Origin of the sequence: Bradyrhizobium sp. AZCC 2176, from assembly GCF_036924645.1 — a bacterium.
GTDB lineage: Bacteria > Pseudomonadota > Alphaproteobacteria > Rhizobiales > Xanthobacteraceae > Bradyrhizobium.
This window is the reverse complement of sequence record NZ_JAZHRX010000001.1, coordinates 6,848,066-6,869,520: the sequence shown is the minus strand read 5'-3', so window position 1 is coordinate 6,869,520 and position 21,455 is coordinate 6,848,066. Positions and strand designations below refer to the sequence as shown.

General features: G+C 63.8%; 22 protein-coding genes and 1 pseudogene. 14 read left to right on the top strand and 9 right to left on the bottom strand.

The features are described 5' to 3' along the window. Positions 1-4 precede the first annotated feature (4 nt). From V1288_RS32630 to V1288_RS32620, 3 genes are all read right to left on the bottom strand, one after another. On the bottom strand, positions 5-685 hold the full coding sequence (locus tag V1288_RS32630; RefSeq protein ID WP_334360918.1) for a winged helix-turn-helix transcriptional regulator: 681 nt from the start codon (positions 683-685) through the stop codon (positions 5-7). Positions 686-708: 23 nt separating this feature from the next. Beyond that, a complete protein-coding gene (locus V1288_RS32625; RefSeq protein WP_334360917.1) occupies positions 709-1,143 on the bottom strand; it encodes a hypothetical protein in 435 nt (144 codons plus the stop codon). Positions 1,144-1,263: 120 nt separating this feature from the next. Then, positions 1,264-2,202, bottom strand: coding sequence for an alpha/beta hydrolase (locus V1288_RS32620; protein ID WP_334360916.1), 939 nt, complete (start codon positions 2,200-2,202; stop codon positions 1,264-1,266). Positions 2,203-2,417: 215 nt separating this feature from the next. Here V1288_RS32620 and V1288_RS32615 point away from each other — a divergent pair, with 215 nt between their 5' ends. The 3 genes from V1288_RS32615 (at position 2,418) to V1288_RS32605 (ending at position 5,258) form a co-directional block, all read left to right on the top strand. Continuing rightward, positions 2,418-2,735: a HigA family addiction module antitoxin gene (locus V1288_RS32615; protein ID WP_247516805.1), complete on the top strand. Its 318-nt coding sequence runs from the start codon at positions 2,418-2,420 to the stop codon at positions 2,733-2,735. Next, positions 2,732-3,928, top strand: coding sequence for an RluA family pseudouridine synthase (locus V1288_RS32610; protein WP_334360915.1), 1,197 nt, complete (start codon positions 2,732-2,734; stop codon positions 3,926-3,928). Before V1288_RS32615 ends, V1288_RS32610 begins: the two co-directional genes overlap by 4 nt. Positions 3,929-4,037: 109 nt before the next feature. Beyond that, positions 4,038-5,258 carry an amidohydrolase family protein gene (locus tag V1288_RS32605; RefSeq protein WP_334360914.1) on the top strand — a complete coding sequence of 407 codons (1,221 nt, stop codon included), beginning with the start codon at positions 4,038-4,040 and terminating at the stop codon, positions 5,256-5,258. Between the two features lie 70 nt (positions 5,259-5,328). Here V1288_RS32605 and V1288_RS32600 read toward each other — a convergent pair whose 3' ends face one another. Beyond that, on the bottom strand, positions 5,329-6,537 hold the full coding sequence (locus tag V1288_RS32600; protein WP_334361463.1) for an MFS transporter: 1,209 nt from the start codon (positions 6,535-6,537) through the stop codon (positions 5,329-5,331). A 139-nt stretch (positions 6,538-6,676) separates the two neighbouring features. Then, positions 6,677-7,561 (bottom strand): annotated as a pseudogene (locus V1288_RS32595) (SDR family oxidoreductase). An 82-nt stretch (positions 7,562-7,643) separates the two neighbouring features. Here V1288_RS32595 and V1288_RS32590 point away from each other — a divergent pair. From V1288_RS32590 to V1288_RS32565, 6 genes are all read left to right on the top strand, one after another. Then, a complete protein-coding gene (locus V1288_RS32590; RefSeq protein WP_334360913.1) occupies positions 7,644-8,504 on the top strand; it encodes a helix-turn-helix transcriptional regulator in 861 nt (286 codons plus the stop codon). 182 nt (positions 8,505-8,686) lie between these two features. Further along, entirely contained in the window at positions 8,687-9,460 is a 774-nt protein-coding gene (locus tag V1288_RS32585) for an ATP12 family chaperone protein (RefSeq protein WP_334360912.1), read from the top strand. 72 nt (positions 9,461-9,532) lie between these two features. Continuing rightward, the gene (gene fliK / locus V1288_RS32580) at positions 9,533-11,125 is read left to right on the top strand and encodes a flagellar hook-length control protein FliK (RefSeq protein WP_334360911.1); all 1,593 of its coding nucleotides are present in this window, start codon (positions 9,533-9,535) and stop codon (positions 11,123-11,125) included. After that, positions 11,122-11,388, top strand: a complete 267-nt coding sequence (locus V1288_RS32575; RefSeq protein WP_334360910.1) for an EscU/YscU/HrcU family type III secretion system export apparatus switch protein — start codon at positions 11,122-11,124, stop codon at positions 11,386-11,388. The genes fliK and V1288_RS32575 overlap by 4 nt, the downstream gene beginning before the upstream one ends. Positions 11,389-11,598: 210 nt before the next feature. Continuing rightward, positions 11,599-12,417 (top strand): class D beta-lactamase, encoded by an 819-nt coding sequence (gene blaOXA / locus V1288_RS32570; protein WP_334360909.1) that lies wholly within the window; start codon positions 11,599-11,601, stop codon positions 12,415-12,417. Between the two features lie 67 nt (positions 12,418-12,484). Beyond that, positions 12,485-13,879, top strand: a complete 1,395-nt coding sequence (locus V1288_RS32565) for a serine hydrolase (RefSeq protein ID WP_334360908.1) — start codon at positions 12,485-12,487, stop codon at positions 13,877-13,879. Positions 13,880-13,938: 59 nt separating this feature from the next. On the opposite strand, the gene V1288_RS32560 is transcribed toward V1288_RS32565, so the two are convergent. Next, complete coding sequence (locus tag V1288_RS32560; RefSeq protein WP_334360907.1) at positions 13,939-14,427, bottom strand: hypothetical protein; 489 nt, start codon at positions 14,425-14,427, stop codon at positions 13,939-13,941. A gap of 223 nt (positions 14,428-14,650) precedes the next feature. Continuing rightward, positions 14,651-15,064 carry a DUF4260 domain-containing protein gene (locus V1288_RS32555; RefSeq protein WP_334360906.1) on the bottom strand — a complete coding sequence of 138 codons (414 nt, stop codon included), beginning with the start codon at positions 15,062-15,064 and terminating at the stop codon, positions 14,651-14,653. 137 nt (positions 15,065-15,201) lie between these two features. Here V1288_RS32555 and V1288_RS32550 point away from each other — a divergent pair, with 137 nt between their 5' ends. Continuing rightward, positions 15,202-16,734: an acyl-CoA carboxylase subunit beta gene (locus V1288_RS32550; protein ID WP_334360905.1), complete on the top strand. Its 1,533-nt coding sequence runs from the start codon at positions 15,202-15,204 to the stop codon at positions 16,732-16,734. A gap of 182 nt (positions 16,735-16,916) precedes the next feature. Here the strand turns inward: V1288_RS32550 and V1288_RS32545 are convergent, their stop codons facing one another. Both V1288_RS32545 and V1288_RS32540 read right to left on the bottom strand, forming a co-directional pair. Beyond that, the gene (locus V1288_RS32545) at positions 16,917-17,378 is read right to left on the bottom strand and encodes a VOC family protein (protein ID WP_108518187.1); all 462 of its coding nucleotides are present in this window, start codon (positions 17,376-17,378) and stop codon (positions 16,917-16,919) included. Between the two features lie 212 nt (positions 17,379-17,590). Next, complete coding sequence (locus V1288_RS32540; protein ID WP_334360904.1) at positions 17,591-17,941, bottom strand: cupin domain-containing protein; 351 nt, start codon at positions 17,939-17,941, stop codon at positions 17,591-17,593. Between the two features lie 313 nt (positions 17,942-18,254). Between V1288_RS32540 and V1288_RS32535 the strand changes: the two genes are divergently transcribed. The 4 genes from V1288_RS32535 (at position 18,255) to ftsZ (ending at position 21,363) form a co-directional block, all read left to right on the top strand. Continuing rightward, a complete protein-coding gene (locus V1288_RS32535; RefSeq protein WP_442893887.1) occupies positions 18,255-18,959 on the top strand; it encodes an alpha/beta hydrolase in 705 nt (234 codons plus the stop codon). 84 nt (positions 18,960-19,043) lie between these two features. Beyond that, positions 19,044-19,484: a hypothetical protein gene (locus V1288_RS32530; RefSeq protein ID WP_334360902.1), complete on the top strand. Its 441-nt coding sequence runs from the start codon at positions 19,044-19,046 to the stop codon at positions 19,482-19,484. A gap of 64 nt (positions 19,485-19,548) precedes the next feature. Continuing rightward, positions 19,549-20,046: a hypothetical protein gene (locus tag V1288_RS32525; protein WP_334360901.1), complete on the top strand. Its 498-nt coding sequence runs from the start codon at positions 19,549-19,551 to the stop codon at positions 20,044-20,046. A 51-nt stretch (positions 20,047-20,097) separates the two neighbouring features. Beyond that, positions 20,098-21,363: a cell division protein FtsZ gene (gene ftsZ, locus V1288_RS32520; RefSeq protein ID WP_442893886.1), complete on the top strand. Its 1,266-nt coding sequence runs from the start codon at positions 20,098-20,100 to the stop codon at positions 21,361-21,363. The last annotated feature ends 92 nt before the right edge of the window (positions 21,364-21,455 follow it).

The window sequence follows — 21,455 nt, the reverse complement described above, 5'->3', positions numbered from 1 at the left end:
CCTGTCAGTTTGCAGCGGGCGTGATGCGCCGGCGATCCGCGAGGTCGAACAGAAGGGGAAGCTTGCGAACGAGCGCCATGCTGCCGCTTACTCTGGCGCGCTTTGCCTCAATCGCATCCTGAAGTGATACGCTCACTCCGACAACCTGCAGCACCGCGTCGAACGGGGCTTCCAGCGTCCCCTTGCAATCGCTGAGGCCTCTCTGAATCGTCGTTCCGACGCTGCTGCCTGCGACGGTGAAGCCCGCCGATTTCTTGCCATGGGTGACCACGAGGCCGATCCTGATTTCCGGCACGGGTGAGCGTTTCGCAATGGCGTCAAGGCCGAGCAGCACCCAATCGGGCTCGAACGTGTCGCCCGGCACCGGGGGAAACAGGAAGCGGCCGCCCCAGCGGATCAACTCCCGGATCGCGGGCTGAACCTCCCGGCCGATCTCCGTCAACTCGTACACTTGCGCATTGACTGGCGGCGGCAAGGCGGTCCGCCGCACGACGTTGCATTCGATCAGGGCGGTGAGGCGCGTTGTCAGCAAGGTGGGGCTCATGCCGTCAAGATGATCCAGGAGATCGCCAAATCGCTTCGGCCCAACAAGAAGCTCCCGGATAATCAGGAGTGTCCAACGCTCGCCGATGATTTCCGCCGCGCGGGCAAGTGCGCAGAATTGCGGGTAGTGCAGGTTGCTCATCCTTTAGGTTGATTTCCTCCGCATCATCTTCGGTAGGCGAGCGCGATCAATGGCCCCACGATGGCGAATTGAAGGATCGTGAACGCGGTTTCGAGCAGCACATAGTCCGGCACGGAAACCATCACGTTCTTGGCTCCGACCGCGAGTGTGGTGAATGACCACGACAGCAGGCCTGCGCCAAGACCATACAACAGCCCGTCCTTCACGAAGGAGCCGCTGCCTTGCACGAATACGCGTGGGAATAACCACGAGAAGATCGCGCCCTGGATGATCATTGAAGCCAGTCCGAAGGCGATCACCGGTTCGTCACGATAGATTTGCAGCGCGTGGTACTTCTGCTCGAACAGGACGAGATGCCAGGCGAAAGCAATCGGAAAGGACGGAAGCAGATAGGCGGCAAATCCAAGCCAAAAGCCGCGGACGCCGGTTGGGCGGGCAACGTCAGATGTGGCTGACATCGGAAAGCCTCATCGTACTACATTTTTTATAGTACATACTATAAAATCTGGAGTCAACTATCGTGGCGGCATGTCCGCGGCGTACCGGGCGCGAGGCCGCAATGCGCCCTGGTTCGGTCGCTATTTCCTTGTCTTCACGAAATCGAGGATCTGATCGGTCAGCCGGGTGTCGGCGGTGTTGATCGAATACACCTCCGACATGTGGCTGTGCTGCGGCAGCAGGAAAGTGCGCGCGCATCCGCCGGCGCGTTTGCAGCTCGCATCTTTCGCGAGATCGAATTGCAGCACGAAGCCTTCCGGATCCAGTTCGGCGGCAGCCATCATCAGCGGAATATCCGTTGTTGCCAAGCCGGACAGCGAGGATCGTTCGGCATAGCGCGCGGGATCGGCGCCGAAATAGGCGCGCCCGGTATCGGCAAGCGGTGTCGCGGTCAGGTCGTAAATGCCCGAGAGCATGATCGCGCCGGCCAAGCCGCCACCCTTCACCTTGTGGAATTCGGGGTGCGAGACATAGTTCGCGACGTGAACCGCGCCGGCGGAATGTCCCATCAGGTAGATGCGGGCGGGATTGCCGCCACGCTCGCCGATCTTGTCGGTGATCCACTTCACCACGGTGGCGATGTCCTCGGTGCCCGCCGGCCAGGCTGCCAGTGGCGCGAGCCGATAGGTGACGTTGACGCCGACGAAGCCGTTCCTTGCCGCCCAAAGCATGATGTTGTCGTAGAACGGGCTGGTCGGTGTGGTCCGCTTGTTGCCGCCGACGAAGGCGCCGCCGTGGACAAAGATCAGCACCGGCCGGGGCGATGTCACGTTATCCGGTGCGAAGATATCGAGCAGGTTGCGATCGGCGGGGCCGTATTTAACGTCCCGGTCGACCTTGACGCCCTGATACGGCTCTTTTTCCTGCAGCGGCGCGTAGAGCTCCATCGTCTTGGGTGGGTCGATGACGCGGCCGAGTTCCAGGAGCTTCCAGGCCAGATCCTCGGGCATCTGCTGTGCCCACGCCGTGCTCGAGACCATTGCCGCCAGTACGGTCAAAGCCGACCTTGATAATTTCATCCGGACTGCCCCACGTTTCTTGGTTGTTTGGCCTAACATGGCCGATCCGGCACCTAATTTATACTGAATTCGCCGTGACGATTCACGACGCACTCGGACATAGTGGAATTACTATTTACGTAAGTCGTAAATGCTGTATCTGCTTCGCATGGCCTGACGGGATGCCGGGGCCTGTCGAGGTGGAGATCGTCGACTATCATTGAGGAAAGACCATCGTGCCTCGTACACCTATCCATCCGGGCGAACATCTTGCCGAAGAGTTGCGCGAACTTGGCTTAAGTGCTGCCGAGCTTTCGCGCCAGATTGATGTGCCGGTGAACCGGATCACGGGGATCATTCACGGCCAGCGCGGCATCACGGCCGATACGGCGCTGCGTCTTGGGCACTGGTTTGGCACCAGCCCGCAATTCTGGATGAACTTGCAGCAGAATTACGAGCTACGTCTCGCTGAAAGCCAGGTGGGTGCGAAGATCGCGGTATTGCCGCGTCGCACAATCCGTCCGACATCTCGTAAGCTTGGAAAAACGGCATGAGCCGCCGCGTCAAGAGACCTCTCCGCCCGTCGGGCGATCGCCCGAAGGGCGCGCGGCCCTATCGGGGCTCGGCAGCCGAGCGGCAGCAGTCGTATCGTCCGGGCGGCAAGCCACCGGCGCGATTTCTGGCTTCGCCGCCCCGTGCGGCGAAACCTGTTATGCCTGAACCGGAAAAGATCGCACCCGAGCCGCCGCCGCTCCCGATCAAGGTCCAGACCGTCGTCGTCACCGCGGACGAAAACAACATGCGCGTCGACCGCTTCCTTGAGGCGCGCTTTCCCGGGCTTTCGTTCTCCCACATCCAGCGCATCGTCCGGAAGGGCGAACTGCGCGTCAACGGCAAGCGCGCCGACAGCAAAGACCGGCTGGAAGAAGGCCAGAGCGTTCGCATTCCGCCGCTCAAGCTCGATGCCCCGAAGGGCGCAGGCCAGCTTTCTGAGGCTGCAACGAAGACGTTGCAGGCGCTGAAGGAGATGACGCTGTTCGAGGACGCCGACGTCATGGTGCTGAACAAGCCCGCGGGGCTTGCGGTGCAGGGCGGTTCCGGCATCACGCGAAATGTCGACCTGATGCTTGAAGTGATGCGCGACGCCAAGGGGCAGAAGCCGCGGCTGGTGCACCGGCTGGACCGGGAAACCTCGGGCTGCCTGCTGATTGCAAAAACACGCTTTGCCGCCACCGCCTTGACCGGCTCGTTCCGCCACCGCTCGGCGCGCAAGATTTACTGGGCGCTGGTGGCCGGCGTGCCGAAGCCGAAGCAGGGCCGCATCTCGACCTATCTCGCCAAGGAAGAGAGCGAGGACGACAGCATCATGCGCGTGGCCAAACACGGCGACGAGGGCGCCAGCCACGCGGTGACCTACTACGCCGTGGTCGAGACCTCCGCCCAAAAACTCGCCTGGGTATCGCTGAAGCCGGTCACGGGACGCACCCATCAGTTGCGCGCCCATATGGCCCATATCGATCACGCCATCGTCGGCGATCCCAAATATTTCAACAAGGAGAACTGGGACCTGCCGGGCGGCCTGCAGAACCGCCTGCATCTGTTGGCGCGGCGGATCGTGATCCCGCACCCGCGCGGCGGCGTCATCGACGTTAGCGCGCCGCTGCCGCCGCACATGCTGCAATCCTGGAATCTGCTCGGGCTCGAGCATGACCGGTTCGATCCGATCGAGAACGCGCCGGAGGAATAGCGCCGCCGATTTTCGAAGGGCGCAACAACTGTCAAACCGGAACCGCACACATCTGGTATCCGGTCCCGCTCGTCGATTCCGAACAGCCAAGGTAAAAAGGGCTTCGCGCATGACTGGAAATCTCCTCCGCGGCGCGCTCTGCTTTTTCCTTTTCGCGGTGACCGTCTGCACCGGCGCTACGGCGCAGACGCTCGTTCTCGCGGGAGGCAGCGTCTACGCTTCGCCTGACGCCGCGCCGCTTTCCGACGCGGTCATTGTCACGTCCAATGGCGCCATTACTGCAATCGGCAGCCGCAGCGAAGTTCAGATTCCCTCGGATGCGCAGGTCATTGACTGCGCCGGAAAGACCGTCGTTGCCGGCTTCTGGAACAGCCACGTCCACTTCACGCAGGCCGTCTGGAAGAACGCGGGCTCTGCTCCCGCTGCGTCGCTGCAAGAGCATATGCAGGAGATGCTGACACGGTGGGGCTTCACCACCGTTTGGGACCTCGGCTCCGACCCCAGCGACACCTTGCCGTTACGACGGCGGATCAACTCGGGCGAGGTGCTGGGCCCGGACATCCATGCTCTGGGCAGCATCTTTCCGAAGGGCGGCCATCCCGCTTATCTGCCACCGGAGATGCAACTCCCCGAAGCCGCTACGCCCGACGAAGCCGCGAAAATGGCGCGCGGCTATCTGCAGATCGGCCTCGACGGCATCAAACTGTTCACCGGCTCCTACAAGGGGGAAGACAAGCCGGTCGTCAACATGGACGCGGCCGTTGCCAAGGCTGCGGTCGATGTCGCGCACGCGCAAGGAAAGCCGGTGTTCGCACATCCCCAGAACACAGCCGGTATTGAGGCCGTGATCGCCGCCGGGGTCGACGTGATGGCGCACACGGTCGCCAGGCAGCCGGGCTACCCTCCCGAGCAGCTCGCGCGCTTCAAGCAGCAGGGGGTAGCGCTAACGCCGACATTGTCGCTGTTTGCGAAGCTGCCGCTGCCGCCCGAGATCGTCGCGCGCATCGTCGACAACATTGTCGGCCAGCTCAAGAGCTTCTCCGAGAACGGCAGTACGGTTCTGTTCGGAACCGACGTCGGCTACATCCAGCTCTACGACACTACGCTCGAATATGAATTGATGCACCGCGCGCTGTCGGAACGCCAAATCCTCGCGTCGCTGACCACCAATCCCGCGCGGTATTTCAAGGCCGCGAAGAAGGGCAGGGTCGAAAAGGGATTCGACGCCGATCTTGCCGTTCTCGACGGCGATCCCGTCACAGACGTCAGCAACCTTGCGAAGGTCGCCTACACGATCCGCGCCGGCAAGGTGATCTATCAAAAGCCCTAGGGGTCGACTCCAACTGAGCCAGAAGCTGCGCGTCGGCTGTCGGCGATCGGCCGATCGCGATGCGGGTGAATCACTTCGCGCGGCGATGCAGGACGAGCAGAAAGGCCAACAGCACGGCGGCCGACAAGCCGAGCGACCAGTGAATGCCGACCGCTGCGCCGAGCAAGCCCACCGTGATGCCGCTGAAGGTCCGCATGCCGAGCCCGGCCATGTTGAACAGGCCGACGACGCGGCCGCGGATGTCGGCGGGGGCATTTATCTGGACCAGCGCCTGCGCCATCGTGTTGAACGACAACTCGAAGAATCCGGCTGCAAACAGCAGTGCAATCGCAAGCGCGTAAATCCCAATGGAAGCGAAGGCGAGCAGGGACAGGCTCCACAGGATGGCTAGGATGATGGCTGTCCGGGGATCTGGTTTGAGCCGTCCCCACGCTTCCAGGGCAATGCCCGCAAGCAGCGCGCCGGCGGCGTCGGCTGCCAGCAGAACGCTGTAGGATACGCCGGGGTCGCCATGTCCGAGATCGCCAGCGAAGCCCGGCATTTGGGCGTGGTAGGCATTGCCGATCATGAACGAGGTCAGCCCGGCGAGCAGCGTCATCGAGGTCAGGACCCACTGCTTGCCGATGTCGCGGATGGTCTGCACGATGTCGGCAAGGCCGCGGACGGGGATGCGCCGGGGTGCCGCGTCCTTGGCTCTGGTGGGCGCCCAGAACAGCCAGAGCAGCATCGGCAGATAGAACAGCGTGTTGAAAATGATACCGTGGGATGGGCCAAGCGCCAGCATGATGACGCCGCCCACGGCCGGACCGACCAGGATGCCGAGATAGCGCGCCATCGCGTTCATCCGCACCGCGCTTGGCAGATCGGCTGGACCGACGATGTCGTAGAGCAGCAACTGGTTCGGCGTTTGCCACAGCACGCCGGCGCAGCCGTGGATGACCAGCAGCAGCATCGCGTGCCACATCTCAAGCGTGTCGGTGATGAAGAAGATTCCCCAGCCGCTCGAGGCCACGATAAACAGCAGCATCCCGCACTGGATGATGCGACGCGGGTCGAACCGGTCGGCCAGCCCGCCGACGGCGACGGAAAACAGCAGAAATGGCAGCCAGTGCGACAGCACCGCGAAGCCGGCCAGCGCGGGTGAATGGAATTTCTGGAAGACCACCCAATAGCTGATCACATGCTCGATATTGTCGGCCATCATGGCCAGCACGTAGGCCACGAACTGCGCGCGATAGGGCCGTGACTTCATGGCCGCGAACGAGCTGGAAGCCGCCACGTGTTTCGTCGAAGGTTGGGAGTTCAAGATATCACCTGGGTAGGACTTCACCGGCCGGCGCGCTGCAATGCTGCCGACGCGGCATGTTGCTCGCGCCGATACACGCTCGTGGTTCGGCGCTCAAGATACTTGGACGTGCTTAGGCGTCGAAATATCCCGGCTGATCGATATCGGCGATCAGCCCCGGCTGCTCCGGCTTCCATCCCAGCGCCGACCTGGTCCGCTCGCTCGAACTCGGGATGTCCATGCCCGCGAACCGGGCGAACCAGCCGAAATGCCCGGTCGCCTCATCAGGGGTTTTGGAGACGACCGGCACGCCAAGCCGGCGCCCGATCACCTCGGCGATTTCCTTGAACGGCACGCCCTCGTCGGCGACCGCGTGATAGGGGCCGCTCTCGACGCCCTGTTCGAGCGCAAGCCGGTAGAGGCGCGCGGCATCGAGCCGATGCACGCCGGGTCAGCGGTTCTGTCCATCGCCGATGTAAGCTGCGACGCCTTTCTCGCGTGCGAGGCTGATCAGATGCGGGACGAAACCGTGATCGCCGGCGCCATGGGTCGATGGCGCCAGACGCACCGCGGACACGCGCACGCCGCGTTCTGCCACGGCAGCGGCCGCCGCCTCGGAGGCGCGCGGGAAATCGGGAGAGGGCCCGTCGGCCTCGGTCGCGATCCGGCCCGGCGCCAGCGACGCAAGCCCTGAAGTCACGAGCATCGGCCGCCCGGATCCCTCCAGCACGGCGCCCATCGCCTCGATCGCGCGCCGGTCTTCCGCGCAATTCTCGGCGAACCTGGAGAAGTCGTGGTTGAAGGCCGTGTGGATGACGGCGTCTGCCTTGCGCGCACCGTCGCGGAGGCTTTCCAGATCCGCGAGCGAGCCGCGATGGACGTCGGCGCCCATCGCCGAGAGCGCCTCGGCGCCGGTGTCGGAGCGGGCCAGCCCCAGTACCTGATGGCCCGAATTGATCAACTCGCGGACGATGGCGGAGCCGACAAAGCCGGTCGCGCCGGTGACGAATATGCGCATGGGAAAAAGTCTCCAATGGTGTTTGGAGACTGATATCGGCCAAGCGCTCATCATGTTAAAGTAGTGATGTTATCGTGGTATAATGACCAACAGGATCAGCGTGCCCGTCGAAACCAGCAATCTGCTTGGAAGCTATCTGAAGGGCCGCCGCACGCGGCTTGATCCGACCGCCTTTGGTTTTTCGGCCGGGCGCAGACGGACGCCGGGGTTACGCCGGGAGGAAGTCGCTCAGCGCGCCAATATCAGCCCGACCTGGTACACGTGGCTGGAGCAAGGGCGGGGTGGCGCTCCCTCGGCGGACGTGCTGAACCGGATCGCCGGTGCGCTGATGCTCACCGACATCGAGCGCGAACATCTCTTCCTGCTCGGGCTCGGGCGTCTACCCGCGGTCCGTTACGCGGCGGTCGAGGGAGTCACACCTCGGTTGCAACGGCTGCTCGATGCGCTCGAGGTCAGTCCCGCCCTGATCAAGACCGCCACCTGGGACGTCGTCGCATGGAATCGTGCCGCGGCTGCGGTGCTGACCGACTATGGCGCGCTCCCTTCCAACCAGCGCAACATCCTTCGCCTCATCTTCGGCAATCCCCGCGTCCGGGCCGCGCAATATGATTGGGAAAGCGTGGCGCGTTTCGTGGTCGGCGCGTTCAGGGCGGATGCGGCGCGCGCCGGCGCCGTTTCCGAAGTCGGCCAACTCGTGGACGAGCTTTGCAGGCTCAGCCCCGAGTTCGAAGCGCTATGGCGTGACAATGACGTTCACGTTCACGGCGAGGGGGTGAAGCGTCTCCGGCATCCGATCCTTGGCCTGATCGCGTTGGAATATTCGGCGTTTGCCGTCGATGGTCGACCCGACCTTGGCATGATCGTCTACAATCCGGTCACGGGCTCGGATGCGGACCGAATCCGATCGCTCGTCACATCGCAGTCAGCGCAATCGGCGCAATAGTGAACAGGCCTTGCGTTGCGTACGAGGGCGACGAGCGGAACCAGGCGTGAACCGATCAGACTGCGCGGCGCGCCAACAGAACCGGTATTGCAACCGGTCGCCGCAACCTCCTCATCGGCTTTATTTGCATCCCCCGATATCGTATTGTCAGGGCTGGATTATCACCGACCACTGGCCGCCGCATGCGTGAACTATTCGATGAAGTCGCCGGACATTCTCCGCTCGATCCGGAGGAGGCGGTGCGGCGTGCCACGCGCGTTCCCCGGCGCAAGCGGTTCTACAAGGACGCGGGCATTGCGGCGAAGGATGGCGGGTTTGCCGTCACGCTGGACGGCAAGCCGATCCGCACGCCTTCCGGCCGCCAGGTTGTCGCGCCGGCCAGCGCCATCGCGGAAGCGATCGCCGCCGAATGGAATGCGCAAGGCGAGACCATCGATCCCCTGACCATGCCGCTGACGCGCTTTGCCAACAGCGTTGCCGAGGTCACTGATCGCGTCGATGCCGTGGCCGACGATATCGCAAAATACCTCGGCACGGATTTGCTGTTCTATCGCGCCGGCCATCCCGAGGCGCTGGTCGCGCGCGAAGCCGCGCACTGGGACCCGGTGCTGTCCTGGGCCGCGAACGAACTGGGAGCCCATTTCATCCTGTCCGAGGGGATCGTGCATGTCGCTCAGCCGGAGCAAGCGATCAAGGCGGCACGCCGCGTCTTTCCTACCGATCCATGGTCAGTGGCCGCCCTCCATGTGGTGACGACGTTAACAGGCTCCGCGCTGCTGGCGCTGGCGCTGCTGCGCGGGGCCCTCGATTCCGACGAGGTATGGGCGGCCGCCCACGTGGATGATGACTGGAACGTCGAGAAATGGGGCGTCGACGAGGAGGTCGCGACCCGCCGCGCGGCCAGGTTCATCGATTTCCGCGCCGCGGTGACCATTCTGGAGGCCATGACGGCCTGAGCGCCGCCCTCAGGTTAACGAGAGGTTTACGACAGAGGGTTAGCCTTCGTAGCCTGGCCGAGACCTCATGACATGGCGATATCGATCAATCCCGTTCTGCCGGTGCTTGCCGCCCAAGAGGTTGGCGGCATCGCGCCCGAACTCGTGCTGCAGCCGGGGAGCGTGGTCAACGCCCAGGTCCTGAAAGTGCTGTCCGCCGATCTGGTGCGGATTGCCATCGCCAGCTTCTCGATCGATGTGGCCTCGGAAATTCCGTTGCAGCAGGGCCAGAACCTGCAGCTTGCAGTCATGCAGACCAAGGACGGCATCCGCCTCGCCGTGGTCGGGCAGGGTGGCGATGCCGCGGGGTCATCAGCCGACGCCGTCACCTTGTCGCCCGATGCGCTGGCCGATGCCGCAGCTAGTCGGTCGGCCGTCGTGTCATCGAAGAACGTGCTGACGCCGCTGGAGCGCACAGCCGTCTCCGCGGCCGCGCAAGCCGCGGTGACCGAACAGGACAGCCTGGCGCCGTTGTTTGCCAATCTCGGCGCGGCGGTTTCCTCCAGCAATCTGCCGCCGAAATTGCAGGCAGCGATCGCGCAGGTGCTGGCGCAGCAGACCAGCCTCGACCACAACCTCGACGGCGGCGATATCAAGACCGCGTTCCAGAAGTCCGGAATTTTCCTTGAGGCGTCGCTGGCGGCAGGCTCGCTCCCGCCGAGCGCCGTTCCCGACCTCAAGGCCGCGCTGATCGTGCTTCGCCAGACGCTGCAATCGGCGCTTGGCAGCAACGCAACAGCCGCGACGCCGGCCGGGGCGCAACAAGCCGCGTCGCCGCAGGCCACCGCCGCGACCCTCGCGCCGTCTTTGTCTCCCAATCTCGATGTTCAGGAAATCCTGCTGCCGCAGGCGCGGTTGCCCGCCGCCGGGAATTTTGCGCTGGCAGGTCAGGTCGCCCGCAATCCGCTGGCGGTGGTGCTCGACGCCGGCCCTTCGGCCGGTGCGACCTTGAACCTGCTGCAGGAAGCGCTGCAAGAGCTCGGCAACCCGGTGCGGATGGCCGCCACGCCGAAAGACGTTCGTGGTACGGACATGACCTTCCACACCAACACGCCGCCGCCGCCGATCCGCGGCGCGCTTCCGGCCGCCCAGCCGATCGCATCGCCGACGATTGCGCCACATGCGCCGCTCGAAGCCACCGCGCATCATCTGCTCGACGAGACCGATGCTGCCATCGCCCGGCAAACCCTGCTGCAGGTGGCATCCTTGCCGGACCGCGTCGACACTTCGACGTCGAAGGCCGACATGAATGTGCCGCGCTGGAATTTCGAGATTCCCTTCGCCACGCCGCAAGGCACGGCGATGGCGCAGTTCGAGATTTCCCGCGATGGCGGCGAACAGGAAGTGGAGTCGGCCAAGCGGGTGTGGCGCGCGCGATTTTCGCTCGACGTCGAGCCGGCCGGTCCGGTTCACGCGCTGATCTCGCTTAGCGGCGACAAGACCTCGGTGCGGATCTGGGCGGAACGGCCGGCGACGGCGGAGCAACTGCGCGCCGGTGCATCCGACCTCAGCCAGGCGCTGAGCCGGGCCGAATTGCAGCCCGGCGATATCGTGATCCGCGACGGCGCACCGCCGCAGCCCGCGCCCGCCGCCCGCGCCGGGCATTTTCTGGATCGCGCGCTATGAGCGTCGAAACCAGAAACAAGCTTGCGGTCGCGCTGCACTATGACAAGACCGGCGCGCCGCGGGTGGTGGCGAAGGGCAAGGGCGTCATCGGCGCCAGGATCGTCGAACTCGCCCGCGAACATGACATCCCGATCGAGGAGAACGAGGTGCTGGCCGGCGCCTTGTCCCATGTCGAAATCGGCGACGAAATTCCGCCGGACCTCTACAAGGCGGTCGCCGAAGTGCTGGTCTTCGTGCTGCGGCTGTCGGGCCGGATCCGGTAACGGCGTTTTCAAGCAAAAGCCTGCCCCGGAGCTGATCCGGGGTGGAATCCGGTTCGCATAGCAATGAAGTCTACGCAGGTTTGCGCAGACTTATCTGCGCAGAAACCGCTCTGCGCAGGAAACGCGTCACACGAAAAGTCCCCTTGTCATAGTTTTTCCACGATGCCATTTGCATCGTCTCTGCCTCTCTAAACCAGCTCGGATACTACCGTGATCAATCGCCGCCATGCGCTCAGCCTGCTTGCCGCTACCACTCTCTTGCCCGCGCGCACCCTCGCCAATGTCTCCTACCAGCGCAGCGAGTTTCGCGACGACCTGGCCAAGCGGTTTTTCGACCTCGGCACGACAGGAACCTTCGTCGGCTACAAGGTGGATGATTATTTGATCATCGCCAGCGACAAGGTCCGCTCGGGCGAGGGCAGGCTGCCGGCCTCGACCTTCAAGATTCCGAATTCGATCATCGCGCTGGAAACCGGCGTGGTCGAGGACCCTGACAAGGACGTCTTCAAGTGGGACGGCGTGACGCGCAGCATCGAGCCCTGGAACAAGGATCACACGCTGCGCTCGGCAATCGCGGTGTCCGCGGTGCCGGTCTATCAGGAGATCGCCCGCCGCATCGGGGCCGAGCGCATGCAGAAATATCTCGACCTGTTCGACTACGGCAACCGCGACATCGGCGGCGGCATCGACCAGTTCTGGCTCACCGGAAACCTTCGCATTGATCCCATTCAGCAGATCGACTTCGTCGACCGGCTGCGGCGCGGCGTGCTGCCGGTGTCGAAGCGCAGCCAGGAACTGACGCGCGATATCCTCCCCGTGACCAAGGTTGGCGACGCTATCATCCGCGCCAAGAGCGGCCTGCTGGGGGCGGAAGTGGGCAAGCCGTCATTGGGCTGGATGGTCGGCTGGGTGGAGAAGGGGTCTTCCGCCACCGTGTTCGCGATGAACATGGACTGCAAGGAGCAAAACCACATCGCCGCGCGCATGGCGGTGACGCAGCAATGCCTTGCCGATATCGTGGCCTATTGACGGGTTGATCCGGGTTGCGCAGGTTAAGGTTGCGTGACGGGCGCAAGGACGGCCAACGGAGCTTTGCATGCTGCATCGCCGCTCGGTTCTGCTCGCAGTCTCGGGGCTGCTGCTCGCGCGGGGAAGGGTGCAGGCCCAGTCAATGCAAGCCCAGTCAATGCAGACCCCGTCAACGCCCGAGCGGGACCTCGCCGCCATCCTGAAAGAGCGCGTGGATATCGGCCACACCATGGGGTTGGTCGCCGCGACGATTGACAGCGGCCGCCGCAGCGTGACGGCCTACGGGCGTTCCGGCTCCGATCGCCCGCTCGATGCCGACACAGTGTTCGAGATCGGCTCGATCACAAAAGTGCTTACCTCGCTCGTGTTCGCCGACATGGTGCTGCGCGGCGAGGTGGCGGCGGACGATCCTGCATCGAAATTTCTGCCCGCCAGCGTCAGGATGCCGGATTTCGAGGGCGCGCCGATCACGCTGATGGACCTGGCGACCTACACCTCGGGCCTGCCACGGATGCCGTCGAACTTCGCGCCGAAAGACTGGGGCAATCCCTACATCGATTACATGGCCGAGCGGCTGTACGACTACCTCTCGAACAGCAAGCTCGGCTCCAAGCCGGGCAAGCATTTCGAATATTCCAATCTCGGCTTCGGCCTGCTTGGCCATATCCTCGAGCTGCGCGCCGGCAAAAGTTATGAAGAGCTCGTCGTGTCGCGCATCTGCGCGCCGCTCGGCATGGACGATACTCGCATCACGCTCACAGATTCGATGCGGCAACGGCTGGCGCAGGGCCACAACGCCGGCCTCGCGCCGGTCCCGAATTGGGATTTTTTGGCGCTTGCGGGTGCCGGCGCGTTTCGTTCAACGGCGAACGACCTGTTGAAGTTTCTCCAGATGTGCCTGGATCCGGCCGATACGCCAGTCGCTGCCGCACTTAAGATGACGCTTTCCGAGCGGCGTCCGCGGATGGATCAGCGCGACGTGGGCCTCGGCTGGTTCGTCTCCCGGCGGTTCGGCGACGAACTGATCTGGATGAGCGGCGGCACTGGCGGCTATGCAACCTTCATCGGCTACTCGACCAGAACCCGGCGAAACTGCATCCTGCTCTCCAATGCGGCCGACCATGACGCCAATACCTTGCTTGGCACGCATCTTGTGAACGCGGCATACCCGCTGCCCAGAGTTCGCCGACAGGTGCCGGTCGATCCGGCCGTGCTGGCCGCCTATGCCGGCCGCTATGAGGTGACGCCGACCTTCATCCTGACGGTGCGCCCCGATGGCGGGCGCCTGTTCATTCAGGCGACGGCGCAGCCCGAGTTCGAGGTCTATGCCGAGAACGAGACCGAGTTTTTCTATCGCGTGGTCGACGCCCAGATCAGCTTCGCCCGGCCTGAAGGCGGCGCGGCGCCGTCGCTGACGTTGCATCAGAACGGCAAGCATCTGCCGGGCAAGCGGCTGCCCTAAGTTAGCAAAGGCGAGTATCGCTGCGCATCACGGTGCGCGGATATCGCGGCGACTCTTCGCTAACGCCGGTTGAGCGCTAGCGAAACCGCCCGGACGTTGGTGCCCTGCGGCTGGATCGACACGGTCTGCCGGCCGCCGCGGGTCGTTAGTGACAGGTTGGCTGAGAAGCTGTCGCCTCTTGCTGCAGCCTGGATGTGATCGCCGGACGCGCGTCCGGAAAGCGTTCCGGAAGCGTTGCGGCTGGTTTCGCTCCATGAACCGGAGATTGCGCCGCCACGGTATTCGACGTCGCTTGCAAGATCGAAATTATAGCTTGGGCTGGCACATCTTATATTGAGCCGAAGCTGCTCGCCGGCTCCGGCGACATTGTACGCTGCGCGGCAACGCAATTGCTCCTGTTGTCCGTCCGTGGTGCTGAGCACGCCGCCACCGGACCATGTACCCGCCATGGCGGCAAAGGGGGAGATGGGTGCGGCCAGGGCCGCGCTGCCCGGCAAGGTCAGCGATGCAAGCAGCAACGCCGTTCGGGTGAGACTGGATCCAGACATCTTGATGGCCCTCCATTCGGTTAGGCAATCAACGCCCAGACCCCGCGCCGGTTCATTGTTTCGGGCGCCGCCCCTCTGTCATGCGGGCGGGTTCCACCGCCACTACCCCAGCTTGAACAGCGTCGGCAGGAATGCGCTCACGGCTTTCTGCGCTTGCTTTGCGGTTGCCGGCAGAGGCGATCACCCGAGGGCTGCGTTCACTCGCTTTAAGCGTACCGCCAGCCTAAGCCTTGGTGGACGGCTTGCCGATCCGGCCCATATGGGTGAAGCCAAATCCGCTGGCATATTTCAACCCGTAACCGAGCGCGCGGTCGAAGCCGATATGGGCCAGCCAGATCATGGCGATCGAGAGCACGAGCGGCGAGGCGGTGCCAAGGCCGGTCGTCATCATCGCCATCGGCGCGAGATAGCTGTGGGCTGCGTTGTAGATCAGGGCGCCGAAACGCGGCCCCGACAGGTAAGCCGCAAAGCTGAGATCGGGCACGAAGAACAGCAGGCCGTAAACCCACCAGTCGCCGTCCCAGATATAATAAAGCAGCGTCATCCCGATAAAGAGCGCTAATCCTTCCAGCCGAAGCAACGTTCGCACACCCCCTGTAACGGCGCCCGAGGTGTCGGCGCTTGCAGCATCGGTCATTCCGGTCCCCATGGTCAGGGTGCGGATATAGGGGGCGCCGGGCGGCGGTACCAGAGGCCGGACGAGGTGTTTCCGCTTCCGAAAAGGCCGTGCTAGAACCCGCTCAAATCGTTACCCAAAAGGCGGGCGGGAGCAGCATGAAGGATATCCTGGACACCCTCGAAGAACGGCGCGCCGGCGCCAAGCTCGGTGGCGGCGAGAAGCGCATCGAGGCGCAGCACGCTCGCGGAAAATTGACCGCGCGGGAGCGCATCGAACTGCTGCTCGACAAGGGCTCGTTCGAGGAATTCGACATGTTCGTCGAGCATCGCTCGACCGAATTCGGCATGGAAAAGTTGAAAGTGCCGGGCGATGGCGTCGTCACCGGCTGGGGCACGGTGAATGGCCGCAAGACGTTTGTGTTCGCCAAGGACTTTACCGTGTTCGGCGGCTCGCTGTCCGAGACCCATGCGCTGAAGATCACAAAGCTTCAGGATATGGCGATGAAGGCGAGGGCGCCGATCATCGGCCTCTATGACGCCGGCGGCGCGCGCATCCAGGAGGGCGTGGCGGCGCTGGCGGGTTATTCCTACGTGTTCCGCCGCAACGTCATCGCCTCAGGCGTGATCCCGCAGATCTCTGTCATCATGGGCCCGTGTGCCGGTGGCGACGTCTATTCGCCCGCGATGACCGACTTCATCTTCATGGTGAAGAACACCAGCTACATGTTCGTCACCGGCCCCGACGTGGTGAAGACCGTCACCAACGAGGTGGTGACGGCGGAAGAACTCGGCGGCGCCTCGGTGCACGCCACGCGCTCCTCGATCGCGGACGGCGCGTTCGAGAACGACGTCGAGACGCTGTTGCAGATGCGCAGGCTGATCGATTTCCTGCCGTCCAACAACACCGACGGCGTGCCGGAATGGCCAAGCTTCGACGACATCGAGCGCGTGGACATGTCGCTGGACACGCTGATCCCCGACAATCCGAACAAGCCCTATGACATGAAGGAGCTGATCCAGAAGGTGGTCGACGAGGGCGACTTCTTCGAGATCTCGGAGGCATTCGCGAAGAACATCGTCACCGGCTTCGGCCGCATCGCCGGCCGCACCGTCGGCTTCGTCGCCAACCAGCCGATGGTGCTGGCGGGCGTGCTCGACAGCGATGCTTCAAGGAAGGCCGCGCGCTTTGTTCGTTTTTGTGATGCCTTCAACATCCCGATCGTGACGTTCGTCGACGTGCCGGGCTTCCTGCCGGGCACCGCGCAGGAGTATGGCGGCCTGATCAAGCACGGTGCAAAACTGCTGTTCGCCTATTCGCAATGCACGGTGCCGCTCGTCACCATCATCACCCGCAAAGCCTATGGCGGCGCGTTCGACGTGATGGCCTCCAAGGAAATCGGCGCCGACATGAACTACGCCTGGCCGACCGCCCAGATCGCCGTGATGGGCGCCAAGGGTGCAGTGGAAATCATCTTCCGCTCAGACATCGGCGACGCCGACAAGATCGCCGCGCGAACGAAAGAGTACGAAGACCGCTTCCTGTCCCCCTTCATCGCCGCCGAGCGCGGCTACATCGACGACGTCATCATGCCGCATTCCACAAGGAGGCGGATCGCACGGGCGCTGGCGATGCTCAGGGATAAGAAGGTCGAAATGCCGGCGAAGAAGCACGACAATCTGCCGTTGTGATGAGAATGCGTAGATGGGTTAGCCGACCTCGGACGCCGTGGCTCAACTAGCGAAGGCGGAAGGCGTAATCCAGCAAAATGTCGATACGCGGTTGGTGCAGCGGCGAGCTGCGCTCCGTCCTCGCTCTTGTCGAGCTTCGGCGGACGCGCTAACCCGCCCCGCATATTCAGCAGCGCGCGGCGCTACGCCGCCTTGTTCTGCTGCTTCATGAATTCCGTCGCGCGCTTCTTGAGCTCGGCGGGCGAGACGTCCTCGACGTGGGTGCCGATGTGCCAGTGGTTGCCGGCCGGGTCCGTCACGCCGCCGCTGCGGTCGCCATAGAACATGTCCGAAGGCTCCATCACCGACGTGCCGCCAGCCTTCAGCGCCATCTGGTAAACCGCATCCACGTTGGGCACGTAGACGTGCAGCATGGCTGAAGTGGCCTTTGCGCGCTCGGAAGCATCGGCAATCATCACGACGGAATCGCCGATCTTGAGCTCCGCGTGCATGATCTTGCCGTCGGGCCGCATCATCGGCTCGAACACGAATTGTGCGCCGAATGCGTTCTTCATGAACTGGACGATTCTTTCCGCGCCGTCGACGACGAGATAGGGCGTGAGGGTGTGATATCCTTCAGGAACGGGTTTTACTTTAGTTGCCATCGCTGTCTCCTCTGTTTTGGATGACGCCTGCAGCAGAACGACCCAACATTCCCCTTGGTTTCTCGATTTTCACGCGGTTGTTTGTAGAAAGTGTGACAACCATTGCCGCGACGCCGGGGTCCGCGGCCGCTCGCGCTACCGGTTCCGCGTTATATTCATGCTCGGAGCAATAGGAACTCGCGTCGAGCATTCTCGGCATCATGAAAGCTCGCCTAGCGCGACACCAGCGGAACAAAATCGTATTCGCCGACGCCTTGCAGGACCAGGAAGGTGAGCGACTTCGTGCCCCCGTTGGTCACCAGGTGCGGTCGCGTGGGTTTGACGACATAGACTTCGCCGGGCTGCAAATTCACTTCCTCTTTCGGATCCTGCAGGAACAGCCGCATGTGGCCTTCCAGGACGTAAAACGTATCTGACACATTGGTGTGGGTGTGCCACGGCACCTTCTGGGTTGCAGAGAGCTGCAACTCCGTAATGCGAAAGCCGGGGCGCGCGGCGTGCTGGGCACGGCGCTCGACTTCGTAAAGCTGGCTGGCATCCTTGACTGGCTGCGGCTGGCTCATGACGGCCTCCCTCGGATCATCCGCTCCCATCGCGTGGTGATGCGGCGCGATGATAGCCTGCCTCTCGCCTTCACGAAACGGTCAGCGGGTAGGGGTAGCCGACTTGTCCGCCGAAAGGCGTAACCCACCGGCCGAACCGACCGCATGTCGAGACTTTGGTGGGCTGCGTTTGAGCGCCTCTGGTACGCCTGCTATGCTGCGTACCAGCGTGTGAACCATTCCTCCGAACGGGGGACGACAAGTGTGAGCGATATTGATAATTGCTGCCGCGTTGCCAGCGCTCTGATAACGCCGCCGATAGTTAGAGAGCATGATGAAGAAACGCCGTTTTGTCGATCGTTTGGGAATTGCCGCATTGCTTGTCGGCCTTGCCTGCGTACCCGCTGCTGCCGATGAGACCGTTGACGTCGGCGGTTCGCGCGCCGTGTTGATCCGGCCGAAGGCGCTGCGCGGCAGCGTCATTCTGTTGCCCGGCGGCGATGGGGCCATTCGCGCTGATGACCAGGGCGGAATCCACGGCCTGAGGCTCAATCAACTGGTTCGCACGCGCCATGCCTATGCGGCGCGGGGTCTCGCGGTGCTCGTCGCCGATGCCGGCACCGATCTCGCCAGGGCTGTTGAGTACATGGCTGCGATCAAGCGGCCGGTGACGGTGATCGGCACCAGCCGCGGCACACTGCGCGCGGCGCAGGGCATCGCGCGTGGCGCCAGGCCCGACGCGCTGGTGCTGACGTCGGGATTCCTCAGCCGCGAATCCGGCAGCGGTGAAAGCGTGATCGCGATCCTGGGCTCGCCGGCATCGCTGCCGCGCACGCTCGTCATTCATCATCAGGCGGATTCCTGCAGGGCGACATTGCCGGCGGGAGTTGAGCCGTTCATCAAATGGTCGTCCGGCCGCGCGCGCGTCACCTGGCTCAGCGGCGGCGCTGACAATGGCGATCCCTGCCAGGCGGGCGGTCATCACGGTTTCAATGGTCTCGATGGCCAGGTCGTTGGGCTCGCCGCGGGCTTTCACTGAGCCTGCGCGTCCAATCCCCTGCGTCCGTCGTTGTCATTCGCCGGCGCTCTCCGGCCGCAGCAGCGCGGCGCAGAAGCGACGATCTTGCCGCTGGCCTCCAGCGCCAGCATCGCACTGACGGTGCAGCCGCCGTATTCACTCCAGATCGTTCTTCTTCTGCTGCTCGCCTTTGCGCAGGCGCTGCGCGATCGCGGTTCGCCTTGGGATCAGCGCGGCTTCATCCGCGAGTCGCTGTGCGAGATCGGAGTGATATTGTTGCACGACGTCGAGCACGGCTTCCTTGGCGAGCCTTCGATGATACTCGGCAAGAAATCTGTGCAGGTCAGCGAGCTGTTCGTCATCCATCGGCGTCGCGCCTCAGCCGCAATCCCGGAAATATACCGCAACCTGTTGATCCCGCGCCAGCTTTTGACGCGCTTAATCGTCTTCTGGGCGCGGAGCCAGATGGTCATCGCGGCGGCGGCGGGCGCACATCGGTGGCTCCCAGTTCCATTCGTTAACCATCTGTTAACCATGCCGGCCTAGCCTCTGATGATTGCCAGTTATCACTAGCGGATTTACCGCCCGGTTCGTTCGAGGAGAACAGCCGATGTCCGTTGAGAGTCTGACCTATGGCGCCCTCGGCGCCCGCCTGAATATTTCGCCCGTGGCCGCCCGTTCGCTTGCCAGGCGGCTGCGGCTGCCACGCTCGCTTTCGGAGGACGGCAAGGCTCTGGTGACCGTTGATCTCGCCGAAATCCGGCATACGCCACAGCCACCAGGCCGTCGCCGGTCCGGCGACGTCCTGCAGTGGACGGCAAAGGTCGCGGCATTGGAGGCGGAGATCGCGCAGCTTGAGGCGAGGGCGGCCGGTCATCGCGCCGATTTCGAGTACGAACGCGCGCGCGCGGAACGCCTGGTGATCGAGCTGCTGCACGCGAGGGCCGAAACCACGGCGGCCAGGGAGGCGGCGGCGCGGCTTGAGGGGGAGGTGGCCGTGCTGCGGACCCGTGCCCGAACTGACAGCTCGATCGAAAAGACGGAACGCCGGCTGGGGCAACTCGCCGCGACCCTGGTGGAATCAGACCGCAAGGCTGCGCGTGGCTAGCTATCCCTGTTTTCTCATTCCGCAGCGTCGCGGAGCAATCGTGGGGCAAAAATGACCGGCATGACCGATATCCGCGAGCTGAAGGCGCGCATTGTTGTGTGCGGGGTCGGCGGCGCCGGCGGCAATGCCGTCAACAACATGATCGAGGCCGGGCTCGAAGGCGTCGACTTCCTCGTCGCCAATACCGATGCGCAGGCGCTCACCAGTTCGAAGGCCGGGCGCGTTATCCAGATGGGCGCGCAGGTGACCGGTGGCCTTGGCGCCGGCGCGCAGCCCGACATCGGCCGCGCGGCAGCGGAAGAGGCGATCGATATGGTGCGCGAGCAATTGAGCGGCGCGCACATGGTGTTCATCACCGCCGGCATGGGCGGCGGCACCGGTACGGGTGCCGCGCCCATTATCGCCAGGGCCGCGCGTGAGCTCGGCATTCTCACCATCGGTGTCGTCACCAAGCCATTCCAGTTCGAGGGCCAGCGCCGCATGCGTTATGCCGAGGCCGGCATCGCGGAGCTGCTGAAGGAGGTCGACACGCTGCTGATCATCCCGAACCAGAACCTGTTCCGGGTGGCCAACGAGAAGACCACGTTCGCCGATGCCTTCGCGATGGCCGATCAGGTGCTGTATTCGGGCGTGGCCTGCATCAGCGACCTCATCGTCAAGGAAGGTCTGATCAATCTCGATTTTGCCGACGTGCTCTCAGTCATGCGCGAGAAGGGCAAGGCCATGATGGGCAGGGGCGAGGCCTCCGGCGACAAGCGCGTGCTCAACGCCGCGGTGGCTGCGATTTCCAATCCGTTGATCGAGGATCCCTCGATCAAGCGCGCCAGTGGCCTGATCGTCTCCATCACCGGCGGCAGGGATTTGACGCTGTTCGAGGTCGATGAAGCGGCGACCCGCATCCGCGACGAGGCCGATCCGGACGCCAACATCATCGTCGGCGCCACCTTCGATGCAAGCCTCGAAGGTATCGTTCGCGTCTCGGTCGTGGCTACCGGCATCGACAATCTCAGCCCGGCGCGCCAGTCGCAGCCGGCGGAAAGCTCGCTGACGGACCTCGCCGGCCGGCTGAGCAACGACAGGCGCCGCACCGCCGACCGGATCGAGCGTAGTGTGTCGGCGCCGAGATTTGAGAGTCCGCCGTCGATGCTCCCGCCGTCCCGCCACCCCGAAGTGCGACCGGCAAGGCCGATCGCGGAACCGGCGCGGCCGGCAGCGCCGCAGCGCCTCGATCCGTTCGGCCGTGCCATGCCTGCGCGCAATCCGGTCGAGGAGAAGGTTCTCGACATCCCGGTCTTCCTGAGCCGCAAGGCCAACTGAGCCGTCGTTAGGGCCAGGGCAGCTCGCTTCCAGCTGTCGGAAGTAGAGCGCTGCGACGCGACCTCAAGGCGATGCCTGCAGGGTTGTTGCCC